Here is a 13,943-nt window from a genome sequence, read left to right on the forward strand (position 1 = left end):
TCCTCTACCGCTCTTATGACGGTTGACTTGCTGCGCTCCAAGTCAAGAATAGGCGGCTTCTCAGGAGAGCGTTCATGCTAGAAAAACCTTATCACGATCGAGATGGATATATCTGGGTCGATGGCGAATTTGTCGATTGGCGCGACTCAAAGGTCCATGTGCTGACGCACTCGCTCCATTATGGCTCAGCCGTCTTCGAAGGCAACCGGGCCTATGAGGGCGAAATCTTCCGCCTAACCGATCACTCGGCGCGGCTAAAACGCTCTGCAGAATATCTCGGCTACGAAATTCCCTACACGGAAGATCAAATCGATGAGGCGTGTCGCGAGGCACTGGCAAAATCAGGCCTCGGCGACGCCTATGTCCGTCCGGTGGCTTGGCGCGGATCAGAAATGATGGGTGTGGCGAGTAAGAACAATGTCATCCACCTCGCCATCGCCTGTTGGCATTGGGGCAGCTATTTCCCGGACAAGATGAAGGGTATCCGCTTGATGATTTCCGATTGGAAACGTCCGGCGCCCGATACGATCCCCTGCAAGTCGAAGGCGGCTGGCCTGTATATGATTTGCACTATGGCCAAAGACAAAGCCGCCGCGACGGGTTGGGATGATGCGCTGATGTATGATTATCGTGGTCGGGTCGCGGAATGTACGGGCGCACATATCTTCTTTGTGCGTGACGGCGAACTGCACACACCGACTAACGACATTCTGCTAGACGGCATCACCTATGACACTGTGATCAAGCTGGCTGAAAAGCGCGGCATCGCCGTCCATCGCCGGGACATTTACCCAAGCGAACTGCCCCATTTCGAGCAGTGCTTCGTTGTCGGCACCGCGGCTGAAGTGACCCCTGTCCAAGAGATCCAAGGAAACCGCTATATCGTCGGCGACACTGTGAAACAGCTCGCCAGCGATTATGACGCCTTGGTCCGCGGCAAAATCAGTCTCTGAGCGCAGCCCGTAGATAGAGCGATCCGGTATAAACGGAGAGCACGGCGGCTAACCACAGAAGCGTCAGGCCCGTTATGCGGGCAACCGACGCAATGTCGGGAATAAGCGAGTCTATCGGCAGATAGGCTCGCGCTAATATCCACACGATCAGCGCCGCGATCGCAAGCATCTCAAAAGCGGTTTTCCATTTCGCCAATTTGGTTGGCGGCATAACCCGCCCCGTCAAGGCCGCATGTTCACGTGCGCCCGACACCAATACGTCCCGAAAAACGATTGCTAGTCCAGGCACCAGAAACACCCACTGCCCCTGCGCTGCAATCATGAAAGCGATCAGGCATCCCGCCACCAACAACTTGTCGGCAATCGGGTCGATCATCCGACCAAACCCAGTGACCACACTCCATCTCCGCGCAAGAAACCCGTCTAACCAGTCGGTAAAGGCGGCCACAATGAAGAGCGGACCTAAAACGACCATTCTGCCAAAGGGGCTCCCCCAGCCGAATTCCAACGACAGAATGCCAATGATAAAGACGGGGATGATCAAAATTCGCGATATGGTCAGCGCATTCGGAACCCAATAGAGCGGGTGCCGCGCGGCAGCGGAAAGGTCGGTCACGCCGCACCTTCTTTCGGGCGTCTATAAGATAGTATCTTAAATCCAGAGATAATGGAGAAGATCGCAGCGACCCAAAGCGATAGCTCGCCCGCCATCCAGATTAAGGGCGATCCAGTGTTATAGACCTCCATCACGCGGTCCGTACCGGCTCTTAGACTATCAATCCATTGGGTCAGCCAAGGTGAAGCCACCAGGAGAGACGTGCCAAGCATGGCAAAACCGCCTTTCGCGTTTGAAAGGATATTGTCCGGCCATCCATACCGAGACAGCTCATACCCCTTTGCCAAACCGACAAGAACCTCGCGAAACACGATGACGCCTACAGGGACGGCAAACGCCCAATAAAAATATCCATTACGATAAAGCACGTAGGATAAGGCGATCAGCACGCCCGTAATGAGAAGCGTATCGGCAATATCATCGAGCCAGCCATAGCGCCGCCGCGCGCTTCGTGATGCGCCGCCGAACCAGTCATCAAATATATCTGTCAACGCTGCTATGATGAACAAGAACGTCGCCAAAATGGCGACTTGCGGATCCGGCCATTTCCAGACGATCAGCACCATAATCACAGGGGTCGCCAGCAATCTGATCAGGGTGAGCGCATCGGCAAACGCCCCGCCCGCATTTTCGCTGTCACTCACTTTATTCGTGGAAGTAATCATGAATTTGTTGCGCCAGCTTTTGACTGACACCCTCCACTCGAGACAGATCGTCCAAAGCCGCGTTCTTGACGGCTTTAGCCGACCCAAAATGCGCGAGTAGCGCGCGTTTTCTCCCCGGGCCTACACCGGGGATACCATCTAGCGGGTTGGCTTTCATGTCCTTTTTTCGGCGCGCGCGATGTGTGCCAATTGCGAAACGGTGTGCCTCGTCACGCAAACGCTGAAGATAATACATGGCCGGATTGCGTGGCGGCAGCGTGAACGGATCTCGGTCGTTCATGTAAAAAGTCTCTCGTCCCGCATTACGGTCCGGCCCTTTGGCGATCGCCACAAGTGTGATTCGACCAAGCACGCCTAACTCTTCCAACACGCCCGTCACGGCAGAGAGCTGCCCCTTCCCGCCATCAATCAACACAAGATCGGGCCATTCGACGGTTTCATCTTTCATCAAACGGGAGAACCGACGGTGTAAGACTTCCCGCATCATGCCGAAATCATCATTGGTGATGTCGGCGTCCTGAATATTATATGTGCGGTAGTCGCGTTTGCGAAAACCTTCCGGCCCCGCAACCACGAAAGCGCCAATCGCATTCGTGCCCTGATTGTGACTGTTATCGTAGGCTTCAATGCGGTTTGGCGGGTCCTCCATGCCAAAAAGCTCTTGGACTTCAGCCAGTAATTTTGCCTGATTCTGTGTCTCCGCGAGACGCCGCCCTAAGGCTTCCTCCGCATTGCGACGGGCGGTCTCGAGAAGCTTTTTCTTTTCGCCGCGCTGGGGCACGACAATTTCGATTTTGCGATCCGCCCGTTCCGACAAGGCCCGCTCAATCAAGTCGCGACTGGGTAGATCATGGGAGACGAAGATTTGTTTCGGAATCGGCTTATCCGTATAAAACTGGGCCACGAAGGCATCAAGAACTTCGGGGGAGCGCTGATCTTGGTCATGCCGCGGGAAATGGGCGCTATTGCCCCAATTCTGTCCCGACCGGAAAAAAAAGACCTGCACACAGCTCTGCCCGCCCGCTGTGTGAATGGCGACAACATCGCCATCACTGAATGTTTGCGGATTGATCTTGCCAAGATTGTTATCATTGATCTTGGCGAGCGCGCGCAATCGATCGCGTAGCTCCGCCGCCTTCTCAAACTTCATCGCTTTCGATGCGGCGTCCATATCCATCTGTAGACGTTGACGCAGACTGTCAGATCGCCCCTTGAGGAAGTCTTCGGCATCATTGACCAGCTTATCATATTCATCGAGCGCAATCACACCCGTGCAGGGCGCGGCGCAGCGTTTTATTTGATATTGCAGACAGGGCCGTGTCCGCGTTTCGTAGATATTGTCCGAGCAATTACGGAGCCGAAATGCCCGCTGCAACGTGTCGAGCGTTCGGTTGACCGCGCCCGCGCTCGCGAATGGGCCATAATAGTCGCCCTTAATTTTCCGCGCGCCGCGATGTTTCACCACCTGCGCCGCCGGGTGGTTCTTGCGAACAAGAATATAGGGAAAGCTTTTATCGTCGCGCAGCAGGATATTGTAGCGGGGCTTTAACTTCTTGATCAGCTGAGCTTCCAAGAGCAAGGCCTCGACCTCGCTCTCCGTGACGACAAATTCCATATTGGTTGTCGCACGGATCATCCGCCTTAACCGCGTTGGGTGGCGATCATAGCGCGTATAGGCTGTGACGCGTTTTTTCAGATCCTTGGCTTTACCGATATAGAGCACTGTGCCGTGCTCGTCAGTCATACGGTAAACGCCCGGTTTGTGGGGCAAGCGTTTGACATAGTCTTGAATGCGATTCGGTCCGAATGACGGCCCATCATCACCCCGGCGCTTCACAGGCATCGTCTTATTCGGGTTCTGTGATTCGGGCGGGGTCACACCAGCAAATCTAGGAGCCTCCGGACTCCACTGCAAATGGCTGAAGTGTAGAAAGTGTCAGTCGCTCTAAAGCGATCTCATGCGTCGCCTCTAATATGACCTGCGGCGCGCATCCTGCTTTATGGGCTTCGCGCCACCGCTCTAGGCATAAGCACCAGCGATCACCCGCCTTCAACCCCGGAAACCGGTATTGCGGCATGGGTGTGCTGAGGTCATTTCCGCTGGCTTTGGAGAATGCCAGAAAATCGTCCGTCATCACGGCGCAAACGATGTGCCGACCTCGGTCAGTTGGCCCAGTTTCACAGCAGCCATCCCGAAAGAACCCAGTCACCGGATCGGTCGAGCAGGTTTGCAGCTGAGTTCCGAGCACATTGCGGGACGTGGATTGGCTCATCGCGACTTCACGATTTCAACGCCCGCAGTATCGGCCTTCAGCAACGCTTGCGGTTTGGCGATAGACACGGCGACCCGTTGGACGCGTGTGTCTGTGCTCAAAGCCCAATCGGCAATTCGTTCGGCGAGCGTCTCAACAAGCTGAACATGAGCTTCGAGTGCCAATTCCTCGGCCTTCTGCGCGACCACACTATAGTCCAACGTCTCATGAAGACGGTCTTGTTCGGGTAAGGCCATATCGCCCATATCCAGCTCAACATCGATAATGACCGGCTGGGTGGCTTCATGTTCGTGCGGATGGACCCCAATGCTCGCTTGTATCAGAAGGCCGCGCACATAAATCCGGGTCGAGGATTGAGGTTTGGCACCGAACCGGCGAAATATTGAACGACGGGTCATATCAAGGCTCAAAATTCAAATGTTGACCACCATCGACGGCGATCATCTGTCCAGTCACGGACCGAGCGGCCAGTAAGTAACGAACGGCGGCGAGGATATCGTCTGGCGGAGACCCATTGCCCAGCAGTGTGCTCATTTTCTCACGCTCAAATTCGTCTTCACTTTGAACACTGTTGCGTAAGGTTGGGCCGGGTCCAATCGCATTGACGCGGATATCCGGTGCGAACGACTGTGCCATTGTCTTCGTCGCCCACAACAGACCTGCCTTCGCAACTCCATAGGTGAAAAAGTCCGGTTCCGGTCTCAACATGCGTTGATCGATCATGTTCACAATTGCGCCCTGACCGGGTGCCTGCTCCGCAAACTGCTGCGACAGGATCAACGCAGCCCGCAGATTGACGTCGATGTGATGGTCAAATGTTGCGTTGGTAAAATCATCCGCCGAATCCTGGTCAAAGGTCGAGGCATTATTGATGAGCGCATAAAGGGGCGAGCCAAGCGCTTCTCGAGCGGAACCGATCAAGCCGTCAACGTCACTCGGCACGCGCAAATTTGCTTTAACGGCCACGCCGCCAATCTCTTTCGCTAAGGCTTCAGCTGGCGCAGAGGAGGTCCTGTAGTGAATGCAAACTTTCCATCCATCATCCGCCAAGCCGCGTGCGATATGCGCGCCGATGCGCGCCGCGCCGCCTGTGACAAGAACCGTTTTCACTCGGCCCAAACCCGGGCGCGTTCCCCGCATGAGGGCCGACCAACTTCAACGCAATGCAACCCCTCTAGCCGGGGTTTTAATCGTTGGAATATCCACATGGCGATTTGTTCAAGCGCAGGCTGTTCCAGCCCCTCAACCTCATTGAGCAAGCTATGATCTAGCGGGGCCACAACCTCTTGGATGATCTGCTCGATTTTCCATAGGTCACGGACCCAGCCTTTATCGGTCTGGGCCTCGCCGCGCAGCGTCACCCGGCCCTTAAAGCTGTGACCATGAACTTTTTTGAACAGGTCATTCGCGTCCGCATGGCCGAAATAATGGGCGGCTTCGAACTGGAAATCTTTTTCGATCTCAAACGGCATGGTCTTGTCACATCAAGCCGCGCGCAATGGCGAGCATGTAAAGAATATAAGCAACGACGAAGATTGCGCCGGTTTTCCGGCCAATCGGTTTTCGCGTCAACACGAAGAGTAGAAGCGCTATGGTTGCAACGAGCATAACCCAGAAATCGAAAACGAAAATCGACCGTTCTATTAGGACAGGCCCGGTCAGGCCGGCCGCGCCCATAACGGCGAAAATATTGAACACATTTGATCCAAGCACATTGCCTAATGCCACTTCGGAGTGACCGCGCGCAGAAGCCACGATCACTGTCGTGATCTCGGGCAAAGAGGTCCCGATGGCGACAATTGTTAAGCCGATAATAGTTTCCGAAACACCCAATCCGCTGGCCAGCTTCACACCATTGCCGACGATCAATTCACCGCCAATGAACAGACCGATAAGCCCGAATAGGACATAGACGCAGTCGACCAGAACCGACTTTGGAAGACCACTTTCGCCTTCTTCGATCTCGGCCATTTCTTCTAAGATCAGATCATCCGCGCCCGCACGGGCCAGCATAAACATCCAAGATAGATAAACGATAATGCCACCAAACAGGATTGCACCCTGCCACCGACCGAGTGGGTTGCCGATAAATGCGAGCATGATGAACAGCACGGTTGCGAACACACAGACAAGCGTATTGCGAGCCACGCCGCTCATATTGGTCGGGATCGCCATAATCAGCGCAGGCAGGCCCAGCGCGAGCAATACGTTAGCGATATTGGAGCCAACGACATTACCCGCCGCCATATTACCATATCCGTCGAGAACAGCCCCGACACTGACAACAAGCTCAGGGGCAGAGGTCCCAAAAGCGACAATGGTCAAGCCAACGATCAGAGGCGGCACACCCCAATGACGCGCCAGTGCAGCAGCACCGCGCACAAGAACGTCACCAGCCACCACGAGGATGACCAGGCCGAAAATCAGTAACAGAATAGGGGCGAGCAGCGCCACGCGAGGTCGACCTTAGTCGATGCGTTTTTTGTCAATGTAGTTCAGCACCGCGAACGCCACGAAAATCATGCCGAAGGCGAGCAGAGCCGGATCGATGTGAAAAAGCCCGAAGACGTTGACGCCAGCTTGGATAAGATTGGCCATGAACCATGTCCTTAAAATCGTAACGCAAAGGCCTTGTCTGATGACAAGATCGCTTTTGCCGCAATGTTCCGGGCCAATAGCGAACCCCTTGCCTTACGCCAACACCTGAATCTGTCAGACCATTCAAAGTCTATTCATACCGAAAAACCGAAACATTCCTTGTCGGTGCGCGTTTATCCCGCGTAACAAAGCATAATTCACAAGGAGAATACTGTATGTTTGGAATGATCCCATTTGTTAAGGCTGCTGGTCGCGGTCTCGGTAAGATGTTTGGCGGCAAGGACGCAGAAGAGAAACTTAAGGAAGAAGTCAAAAGCTATGACCTCGACACTGACGGCGTCGATATTCATGTTAATGATGATGGCGTTGTGACCGTGAAGGGTGAAGCGGTCAGCCAAGAGATGAAAGAGAAAATCATTCTAGCTGTCGGCAATGTCGAAGGTGTTAGCGGCGTCAATGACGAAGCGGGCACTCGTATGATGGGTCGCGCTTCACAGTTCCACACAGTCGAACGCGGCGATACATTGTCTGCAATTTCAAAGACCTATTACGGAACGTGGAGACTCTATCCAGAGATTTTCGAGGCCAACAAGCCGATGCTCAGCGATCCGGACAAAATTTATCCCGGTCAAGTTCTACGTATCCCGGCGATCAACACCGCCTCTGCATAGACTATCACCTGAATTCAGACTGACGCGGCCCCCCGCGTCAGTCTTTTTTTATTTCAATCTTCTGACATTTCGCTGTCGTCGCTCATCTCGCCGTCTTCACCATCAGACGGATCGAGAGCGTCCTTATCCCACTTGTAAATCGAATCGATGTAACAGTTGGTGAACCCTGAGCGATCAATGTCCGACTGGGGAAACGCCGTTCGGAAAACGTGAATGTCGTCCTGCCGACGCAAACAACTCTGTCGGTTGTCCAAACCAATACTTTGCGCGAATTGAAGATCAGGACAGAACCTTGTTACGACGAGATATTCATCCTTCACACCGCGGCGAAGGACGACTGAATGTTCGTTTGTGTCAGAAAAGCCGTCAATGCCCCGCGTGAAGCAGATATTATCGACCGCCTCCCCGACGCGATGGTCTGTGAGAAGTTCGGCAATTTCATCGCTACGCGATGTTCCATTCGTCGCACAGGCTGACAAAGCCATCAAAGCGATCAGTGAGGCGGGTCGTAACATAGCAGGCTCCTTGAACAGAAGCTCCACTATAGCGTATTTTAGCTAGATTTGCGAGGTGCCGGCTTCCGCCTGGGTTTCGTAGTCTTCTTAGGAGCTGACTGTTGAGCCTTTAAAGCCTCGATCTCGCTCAAGGCCGTATCTAGACGGGCTTTGAGGACATCGAATTCTTCGCGGGTAACCAGATCCATGTCAGCGACAAATTTCTCTGCCTGCGACCGCGTCACAGCCTTGAGTTCATCACCCACGCCCTTGGCTGCACCTACAGCGTTGGCGAAAAGGTTGGAAATATCTGCAAGTGGCTTGTTGCGCGACTGCATGGCATGCTCCCATTGAATGACATCTTCTATTTAGGAACGCTGCGGTAAGATTGCCAGTTGCAGCTTTAATCCCGCTTCGCCCTCGGCTAGGGAACGCGCATGATGGCTTTTATCGACATAATAGGCGTCGACATTGTCGGGGCGATTCTATTCCCGTCCTGGCTCGACGAGACGGCGCTAGAGATCGGACCTATCAGTCTGAAATGGTACGGCATTGCCTATGTTGTCGGCCTTTTTGGCGCTTATCTCTATGCTGCTAAAGTCGCGGAGAACGCCAAATACTGGCTCCCGAACGGCCCGACTCGCGGCCCTCAGATCGTCCCGACTCGCGATGATTTGTCGGATCTGATGTTTTACGCCTTTATCGGCATTTTGCTCGGCGGCCGGATCGGCTGGGTGTTGCTCTATTCCACGGATACAATCTGGACCGCCCCCGGCGACATTTTGAAAGTCTGGCAAGGCGGCATGAGCTTCCACGGCGGATTCCTCGGTGTCTGCGCAGGCGTTGGCTATGCGGCTTGGCGCAAGAAAACATCTTATATGCGGTTTGCAGATTTGGCCTGTATTGGCGCCCCAATCGGGATCGGACTGGTCCGCGTGACAAACTTCATCAATCAAGAGCTTTACGGTCATCCCACCGACATGCCTTGGGGCGTGATTTTCCCGAAAGCCCCCGACAGTCTGCCGCGCCACCCCAGCCAGCTTTACGAAGCCTTTCTTGAGGGTTTGATCCTTTGGCTAATCCTACGGATCCTAACGACCCGCTTCAAATCTTTGTCTAAGCCCGGCCTGGTCACCGGTGCGTTTGTAATGGGTTATGGCGTCTTTCGGTTTATGGTCGAGTTCGTCCGCACTCCCGATAACATCCCGCAATTTGGAATATTAACGCGCGGCATGGCCTATAGTCTGCCGATGGTGTTCGTCGGGCTCGCTCTCATTCTTTGGGCGAAACGGCGCAAAGCAGTCGAACCCGCTTATGCCAGCCATGCTGGCGATAAAGCCAATGTCGATCCTGACTGACGTGGGCACAGACACACCGCTAGCCACGCGGATCAAAGCGAAAATTAGAGAGTCTGGCCCGATCAGTGTTGCGGAGTATATGACCCTCTGTTTGCTCGACCCAGTTGATGGCTATTACCCGACACGTGATCCGCTTGGGTCTGACGGCGACTTCATCACCGCCCCGGAAATAAGCCAAATGTTCGGCGAATGTCTCGGTCTTTGGGTTGTGCAATCTTGGCACGATCTAGGACAACCCACGCGCTTCAATCTGGTTGAATTAGGCCCCGGTAGGGGCGTCATGATGGCTGATATACTGAAAGCCGTGGCGCTGGAACCAGGGTGTCTGGCCGCGACGCAAGTCACACTGGTCGAAGCCTCCGCCGCGCTGCAAGCGGTTCAGGCCAAAACACTCGGCTATAGCGGTGCGCAAGTCGCTTGGACCGACCGACTAGACGCGGTCAATGACGCGCCCTGCCTCATCATTGGCAACGAATTTCTCGACTGCCTTCCGATCCGACAATTCGTCTGCAACGATCCCTTTGCAAGCGAACGCGGATGGAGCGAACGGCGTGTCGGGGTTGACGATAACCAACTGCGCTTCGAAACTGATGGGCAGGCAGCGCCTTCAGCCGTCACGCAAGCGTTCCCCGGCACCCATGACGATCCGCGCAAAGACGACCTACTGGAAATCTGTCCGGCATCGGCCCAGATGATCGATCATCTCAAAGACCGATTCGCCAAAACGCCGGGGCGTGCCCTGTTCATCGACTACGGTCCTGAGACGACGGAATTTGGTGATACATTGCAGGCCCTGAAACGTCATAAAAAGGTCGGTGTATTCAGCGCACCCGGCGACACAGATCTAACGGCCCGCGTCGACTTTTCAGGGCTCAAAGCCCTCGCGGAGGCAGCCGACCTTGATGTTCATGGGGCGATCGCGCAACGGACCCTCCTATCGCGTCTTGGCATTGAAGTTCGCGCTATCGCCCTTCTGCGGGGGAATGAAGAGGCGCGACCCAAGCTTCTGCGCCAGCTCCACCGCCTAATGGACGAAGATGAGATGGGCACATTGTTCAAAGCGATTTGTGTGAGCGCAGCCAGTCTTCCGACGCCTTTGGCCTTTGATGGAGCCGTCTAAGCCGTGTGTTTCATATGACTGATATAGCGAGCACGCACCCTGCCCTGAGCAGTCCGCACGGCTTTTTCGGCCGTCGCGGCGGCGTATCTGATGGAGTTTATGCGACGCTCAATACGGGCCAACGGTCTGACGATAATCCTGACCATGTCGCGACCAACCGTGCGCGCATCGCCAAATGGCTTGGCGCGGATTCTGTGGTCAGCTTGGCGCAAATCCATTCATCTGAAGTCGTTTTCATCGACGCCGTGCCGGATCAATTGATCCAAGCCGATGGTTTAGTGACTATGACCCCGGGCCTCGCTGTTTCAGCGATGTCTGCGGATTGTGGGCCGGTCTTATTTGAGGACACGGATGCGGGCGTCGTCGCTGCCTGTCACGCGGGCTGGCGTGGGGCGCTTTCTGGCATTGTCGAAAGTACAGTCGCCGCCATGTGCGAACTGGGCGCGCAACCTACTCGGATAAGGGCCGTGCTTGGCCCGTGCATCAGCCAACCCAATTACGAAGTTGGAGACACGTTCAAGGCAGCTTTTGCCGAAGTTTCTGAGGACTACACCCAGTTTTTCGAACCGGGCTCAAGCGGTGTGCCGCATTTTGACCTGCCCGGCTTTATCTTATCTCGACTCGACGCCTGTGGCATCGAGAATCGGTACTGGACAGGTCACTGTACCTATGCCGATGAGACTGAATATTTCTCCTATCGCCGCAACACCCATCAGGGTTTGAGCGGATATGGGCGCAATCTATCCGCAATAATGCGACCGCACTGAATTGCGTCTGGCGAATTGCCCCGCTAGGGGGCGCACAGCGACACAGGGATCAGCTCCATGAAGCTCATTAGCGGCACTGCCAACGCATCATTGGCACGGAATATAGCCGACGTCCTCGACGTCCCTCTCACCGATATCGATATCGAACGATTTCGAGACCAGGAAATCTTTGCGCGAATCAACGAAAATGTCCGTGGCGAAGATATTTTCCTAATCCAGCCGACCAGTGCACCGGCCAATGACCATTTGATGGAATTGCTGATCCTAATCGACGCGCTGGTTCGAGCCTCTGCCAAACGCATTACAGCCGTTATTCCCTATTTCGGCTATGCGCGACAGGATCGTAAGACCGGAGGCCGTACACCGATTTCAGCCAAACTCGTGGCCAATCTGATCAGCAAAGCAGGCGCGGACAGGGTCCTCACTGTTGACCTTCACGCGGGCCAAATTCAGGGTTTCTTTGACATCCCGACCGATAATCTGTTCGGACAACCTGTATTCGTCGACGACATTCGCGACCAGTTCAGCGCCAAGGACCGAAAGGACCTTATGTTTGTCTCACCCGACACAGGCGGCGTGGTCCGCACGCGCTCCATCGCTAAGAAGTTCAATGCTGATATCGCCATTGTCGATAAGCGACGCCCCAAGGCGGGCGAAAGCGAAGTCATGAACATCATCGGCGATGTCGCCGGACGGAACTGCATCCTCTATGATGATATTATCGATTCCGGCGGGACCATCGCCAACGCTGCAGCGGCACTAAAAGACCACGGCGCCAGTTCTGTCTCCGCCTATATTACACACGGCGTTCTGTCCGGCCCTGCCGTCGAACGCATTACCAACTCTGTTCTCAAAGAAGTCGTGATTCTCGATACAATTGGGCAACCTCAAGCGGTGCTAGACTGTAAGAAAATCCGGGAATTGTCTTCGGCAACGTTACTGGGTGAAGCCATTCGTCGTATCGCCAATGATGAGAGCGTATCGAAGCTGTTCGGATAAAGCTTTGTCAGCTGTTAGGCTGACGCGACGGCTTGCATACCGTCCCAGCGTGTTTTAAAGGCCCGCCCGAACGAGCCGCTCCACTGATGGGGCGGCTTTCCTTATTAAAACTGAACGCAATGAGTAGGAGTGATCCGATGGGTGTTGTTCTTGATGTGACTGTGCGCGAAAACACAGGTACGGGCAATGCCCGTGAAGCCCGCCGTAATGGCCAAGTGCCCGGCGTAATCTATGGCGGAGACGAAGATTCCGTTGCCGTCGCCGTGAAAATGAATGAAGTGCTGAAGGCGCTTAATTCTGGCGACTTCCTAGGGTCGATGATTGAATTGTCACATGATGGCAAAAACCAGAAAGTCTTTACAAAAGACGTTCAATTCCATCCTGTTACGGATTTCCCGGTTCACGTTGATTTCTATCGCGTGACCAACAAGACGTTGATCGACGTGGAAGTGTCTGTGAACTTTGTTGGTGAAGAAACCTCACCAGGCCTGAAAGAAGGCGGAACGCTTAATGTCGTCCGTTACAGTATCGAAGTGAAATGTCCGGCTGGCGATATTCCTGATTCTATCGAAGCGGACGTGTCCAAGCTCGAAATTGGTGATGCGATCCACATTTCCGACATCACCCTGCCTAAAGGTGCCAAGCCGACCATTACGGACCGCGACTTCACTATTGCGACGATTATTGCGTCACGCGCAGCCGTCGAAGAAGATGAAGAGACAGAAGATGTCGAAGCCGGCGACGTTCCAGCTACCGAGCAAACTGAAGACACCGACGCCGACGAAGGCTAATGCTGCGTTGGCTCTTTAGTCGCCCTAAAGAGACGCAGGAACCTGAAGCCATGCAATCCTCGGACATGCTTCTGTGGATTGGACTAGGCAATCCGGGCGCGAACCACGCGCTCGATCGTCACAATATCGGCTTTATGGTCGTCGATGCGATCGCTGACGACCATAATTTCGGATCTGAGCAGAGTAAATTTTCAGGCTTAGTCCGAACGGGTCAGATTGGGGGTCAGAAAGTTCTGATCCTCAAACCAACCACCTTCATGAATAAGTCCGGTGTGGCCGTGCAGAAGGCGATGGCGTTCTACAAAATCCCTTTGTCCAACGTGACCGTATTTCACGATGAACTAGATCTATCGCCCGGTAAAATTCGCGTAAAGATGGGCGGCGGCCTCGCTGGGCATAACGGTCTTCGGTCTATCAATCAGCTCTGCGGTGGTCCCGAGTTTCAACGTATTCGTCTTGGTATTGGCCATCCCGGTCACAAGGATCGTGTCTCAGGTTACGTCCTATCTGGCTTTTCCAAGGACGAAATCAATCTTCGCGACGATATGAGCAACGGCATCGCCCGTTACGCTGAGCATCTGGCAAGCGGCGAAACCGACGTGTTTCAGACCCGCGTCGCCGAATATATAGCAAGGTAA

Annotated in this window: 19 protein-coding genes; 8 read left to right on the forward strand and 11 right to left on the reverse strand. The window is 54.3% G+C overall.

The features are described from left to right. Positions 1-74 precede the first annotated feature (74 nt). A complete protein-coding gene (locus tag QQL54_RS06735; protein ID WP_284388942.1) occupies positions 75-953 on the forward strand; it encodes a branched-chain amino acid aminotransferase in 879 nt (292 codons plus the stop codon). On the opposite strand, the gene pgsA is transcribed toward QQL54_RS06735, so the two are convergent. Genes pgsA through QQL54_RS06780 form a run of 9 tightly spaced genes read right to left on the reverse strand, consistent with a single transcriptional unit; the run spans position 943 to position 7,105 of the window. Next, complete coding sequence (gene pgsA, locus QQL54_RS06740; RefSeq protein ID WP_284388944.1) at positions 943-1,569, reverse strand: CDP-diacylglycerol--glycerol-3-phosphate 3-phosphatidyltransferase; 627 nt, start codon at positions 1,567-1,569, stop codon at positions 943-945. The two genes, QQL54_RS06735 and pgsA, sit on opposite strands and share 11 nt — an antisense overlap. After that, on the reverse strand, positions 1,566-2,234 hold the full coding sequence (locus QQL54_RS06745) for a CDP-alcohol phosphatidyltransferase family protein (protein WP_284388946.1): 669 nt from the start codon (positions 2,232-2,234) through the stop codon (positions 1,566-1,568). Before QQL54_RS06745 ends, pgsA begins: the two co-directional genes overlap by 4 nt. Beyond that, positions 2,215-4,077, reverse strand: coding sequence for an excinuclease ABC subunit UvrC (gene uvrC, locus QQL54_RS06750; protein ID WP_431355928.1), 1,863 nt, complete (start codon positions 4,075-4,077; stop codon positions 2,215-2,217). Before uvrC ends, QQL54_RS06745 begins: the two co-directional genes overlap by 20 nt. A gap of 46 nt (positions 4,078-4,123) precedes the next feature. Continuing rightward, positions 4,124-4,507, reverse strand: coding sequence for a DUF2237 family protein (locus tag QQL54_RS06755; RefSeq protein ID WP_284388949.1), 384 nt, complete (start codon positions 4,505-4,507; stop codon positions 4,124-4,126). Continuing rightward, the gene (folB, locus tag QQL54_RS06760; protein WP_284388951.1) at positions 4,504-4,905 is read right to left on the reverse strand and encodes a dihydroneopterin aldolase; all 402 of its coding nucleotides are present in this window, start codon (positions 4,903-4,905) and stop codon (positions 4,504-4,506) included. The genes QQL54_RS06755 and folB overlap by 4 nt, the downstream gene beginning before the upstream one ends. A 1-nt stretch (position 4,906) precedes the next feature. After that, positions 4,907-5,617, reverse strand: coding sequence for an SDR family oxidoreductase (locus tag QQL54_RS06765; RefSeq protein WP_284388953.1), 711 nt, complete (start codon positions 5,615-5,617; stop codon positions 4,907-4,909). Further along, positions 5,614-5,979 carry a 6-pyruvoyl trahydropterin synthase family protein gene (locus QQL54_RS06770; protein ID WP_284388955.1) on the reverse strand — a complete coding sequence of 122 codons (366 nt, stop codon included), beginning with the start codon at positions 5,977-5,979 and terminating at the stop codon, positions 5,614-5,616. Before QQL54_RS06770 ends, QQL54_RS06765 begins: the two co-directional genes overlap by 4 nt. 7 nt (positions 5,980-5,986) lie before the next feature. Next, the gene (locus tag QQL54_RS06775) at positions 5,987-6,961 is read right to left on the reverse strand and encodes a calcium/sodium antiporter (protein WP_284388957.1); all 975 of its coding nucleotides are present in this window, start codon (positions 6,959-6,961) and stop codon (positions 5,987-5,989) included. A gap of 12 nt (positions 6,962-6,973) precedes the next feature. After that, complete coding sequence (locus QQL54_RS06780; RefSeq protein ID WP_284388958.1) at positions 6,974-7,105, reverse strand: hypothetical protein; 132 nt, start codon at positions 7,103-7,105, stop codon at positions 6,974-6,976. A 215-nt stretch (positions 7,106-7,320) separates the two neighbouring features. Between QQL54_RS06780 and lysM the strand changes: the two genes are divergently transcribed. Further along, positions 7,321-7,776, forward strand: a complete 456-nt coding sequence (gene lysM / locus QQL54_RS06785; RefSeq protein WP_284388960.1) for a peptidoglycan-binding protein LysM — start codon at positions 7,321-7,323, stop codon at positions 7,774-7,776. Between the two features lie 53 nt (positions 7,777-7,829). Here the strand turns inward: lysM and QQL54_RS06790 are convergent, their stop codons facing one another. Together QQL54_RS06790 and QQL54_RS06795 are read right to left on the reverse strand one after the other, a co-directional pair. Next, positions 7,830-8,291: a DUF6491 family protein gene (locus QQL54_RS06790; protein WP_284388962.1), complete on the reverse strand. Its 462-nt coding sequence runs from the start codon at positions 8,289-8,291 to the stop codon at positions 7,830-7,832. Between the two features lie 38 nt (positions 8,292-8,329). Beyond that, positions 8,330-8,608, reverse strand: a complete 279-nt coding sequence (locus QQL54_RS06795; RefSeq protein WP_284388964.1) for an accessory factor UbiK family protein — start codon at positions 8,606-8,608, stop codon at positions 8,330-8,332. 99 nt (positions 8,609-8,707) lie between these two features. On the opposite strand from QQL54_RS06795, the gene lgt reads away from it, so the two are divergent. From lgt to pth, 6 genes are all read left to right on the forward strand, one after another. Next, a complete protein-coding gene (gene lgt, locus QQL54_RS06800) occupies positions 8,708-9,628 on the forward strand; it encodes a prolipoprotein diacylglyceryl transferase (RefSeq protein ID WP_284388967.1) in 921 nt (306 codons plus the stop codon). Further along, the gene (locus tag QQL54_RS06805; RefSeq protein ID WP_284388969.1) at positions 9,612-10,748 is read left to right on the forward strand and encodes a class I SAM-dependent methyltransferase; all 1,137 of its coding nucleotides are present in this window, start codon (positions 9,612-9,614) and stop codon (positions 10,746-10,748) included. The genes lgt and QQL54_RS06805 overlap by 17 nt, the downstream gene beginning before the upstream one ends. Positions 10,749-10,762: 14 nt before the next feature. After that, positions 10,763-11,515 (forward strand): peptidoglycan editing factor PgeF, encoded by a 753-nt coding sequence (gene pgeF, locus QQL54_RS06810; RefSeq protein WP_284388971.1) that lies wholly within the window; start codon positions 10,763-10,765, stop codon positions 11,513-11,515. A gap of 57 nt (positions 11,516-11,572) precedes the next feature. Beyond that, on the forward strand, positions 11,573-12,514 hold the full coding sequence (locus QQL54_RS06815) for a ribose-phosphate pyrophosphokinase (RefSeq protein WP_284388972.1): 942 nt from the start codon (positions 11,573-11,575) through the stop codon (positions 12,512-12,514). A 137-nt stretch (positions 12,515-12,651) separates the two neighbouring features. Continuing rightward, positions 12,652-13,305: a 50S ribosomal protein L25/general stress protein Ctc gene (locus QQL54_RS06820; protein ID WP_284388974.1), complete on the forward strand. Its 654-nt coding sequence runs from the start codon at positions 12,652-12,654 to the stop codon at positions 13,303-13,305. Next, a complete protein-coding gene (pth, locus tag QQL54_RS06825; protein ID WP_284388976.1) occupies positions 13,305-13,943 on the forward strand; it encodes an aminoacyl-tRNA hydrolase in 639 nt (212 codons plus the stop codon). Before QQL54_RS06820 ends, pth begins: the two co-directional genes overlap by 1 nt.

The organism is Algimonas ampicilliniresistens, assembly GCF_030159955.1.
Lineage (GTDB): Bacteria > Pseudomonadota > Alphaproteobacteria > Caulobacterales > Maricaulaceae > Litorimonas > Litorimonas ampicilliniresistens.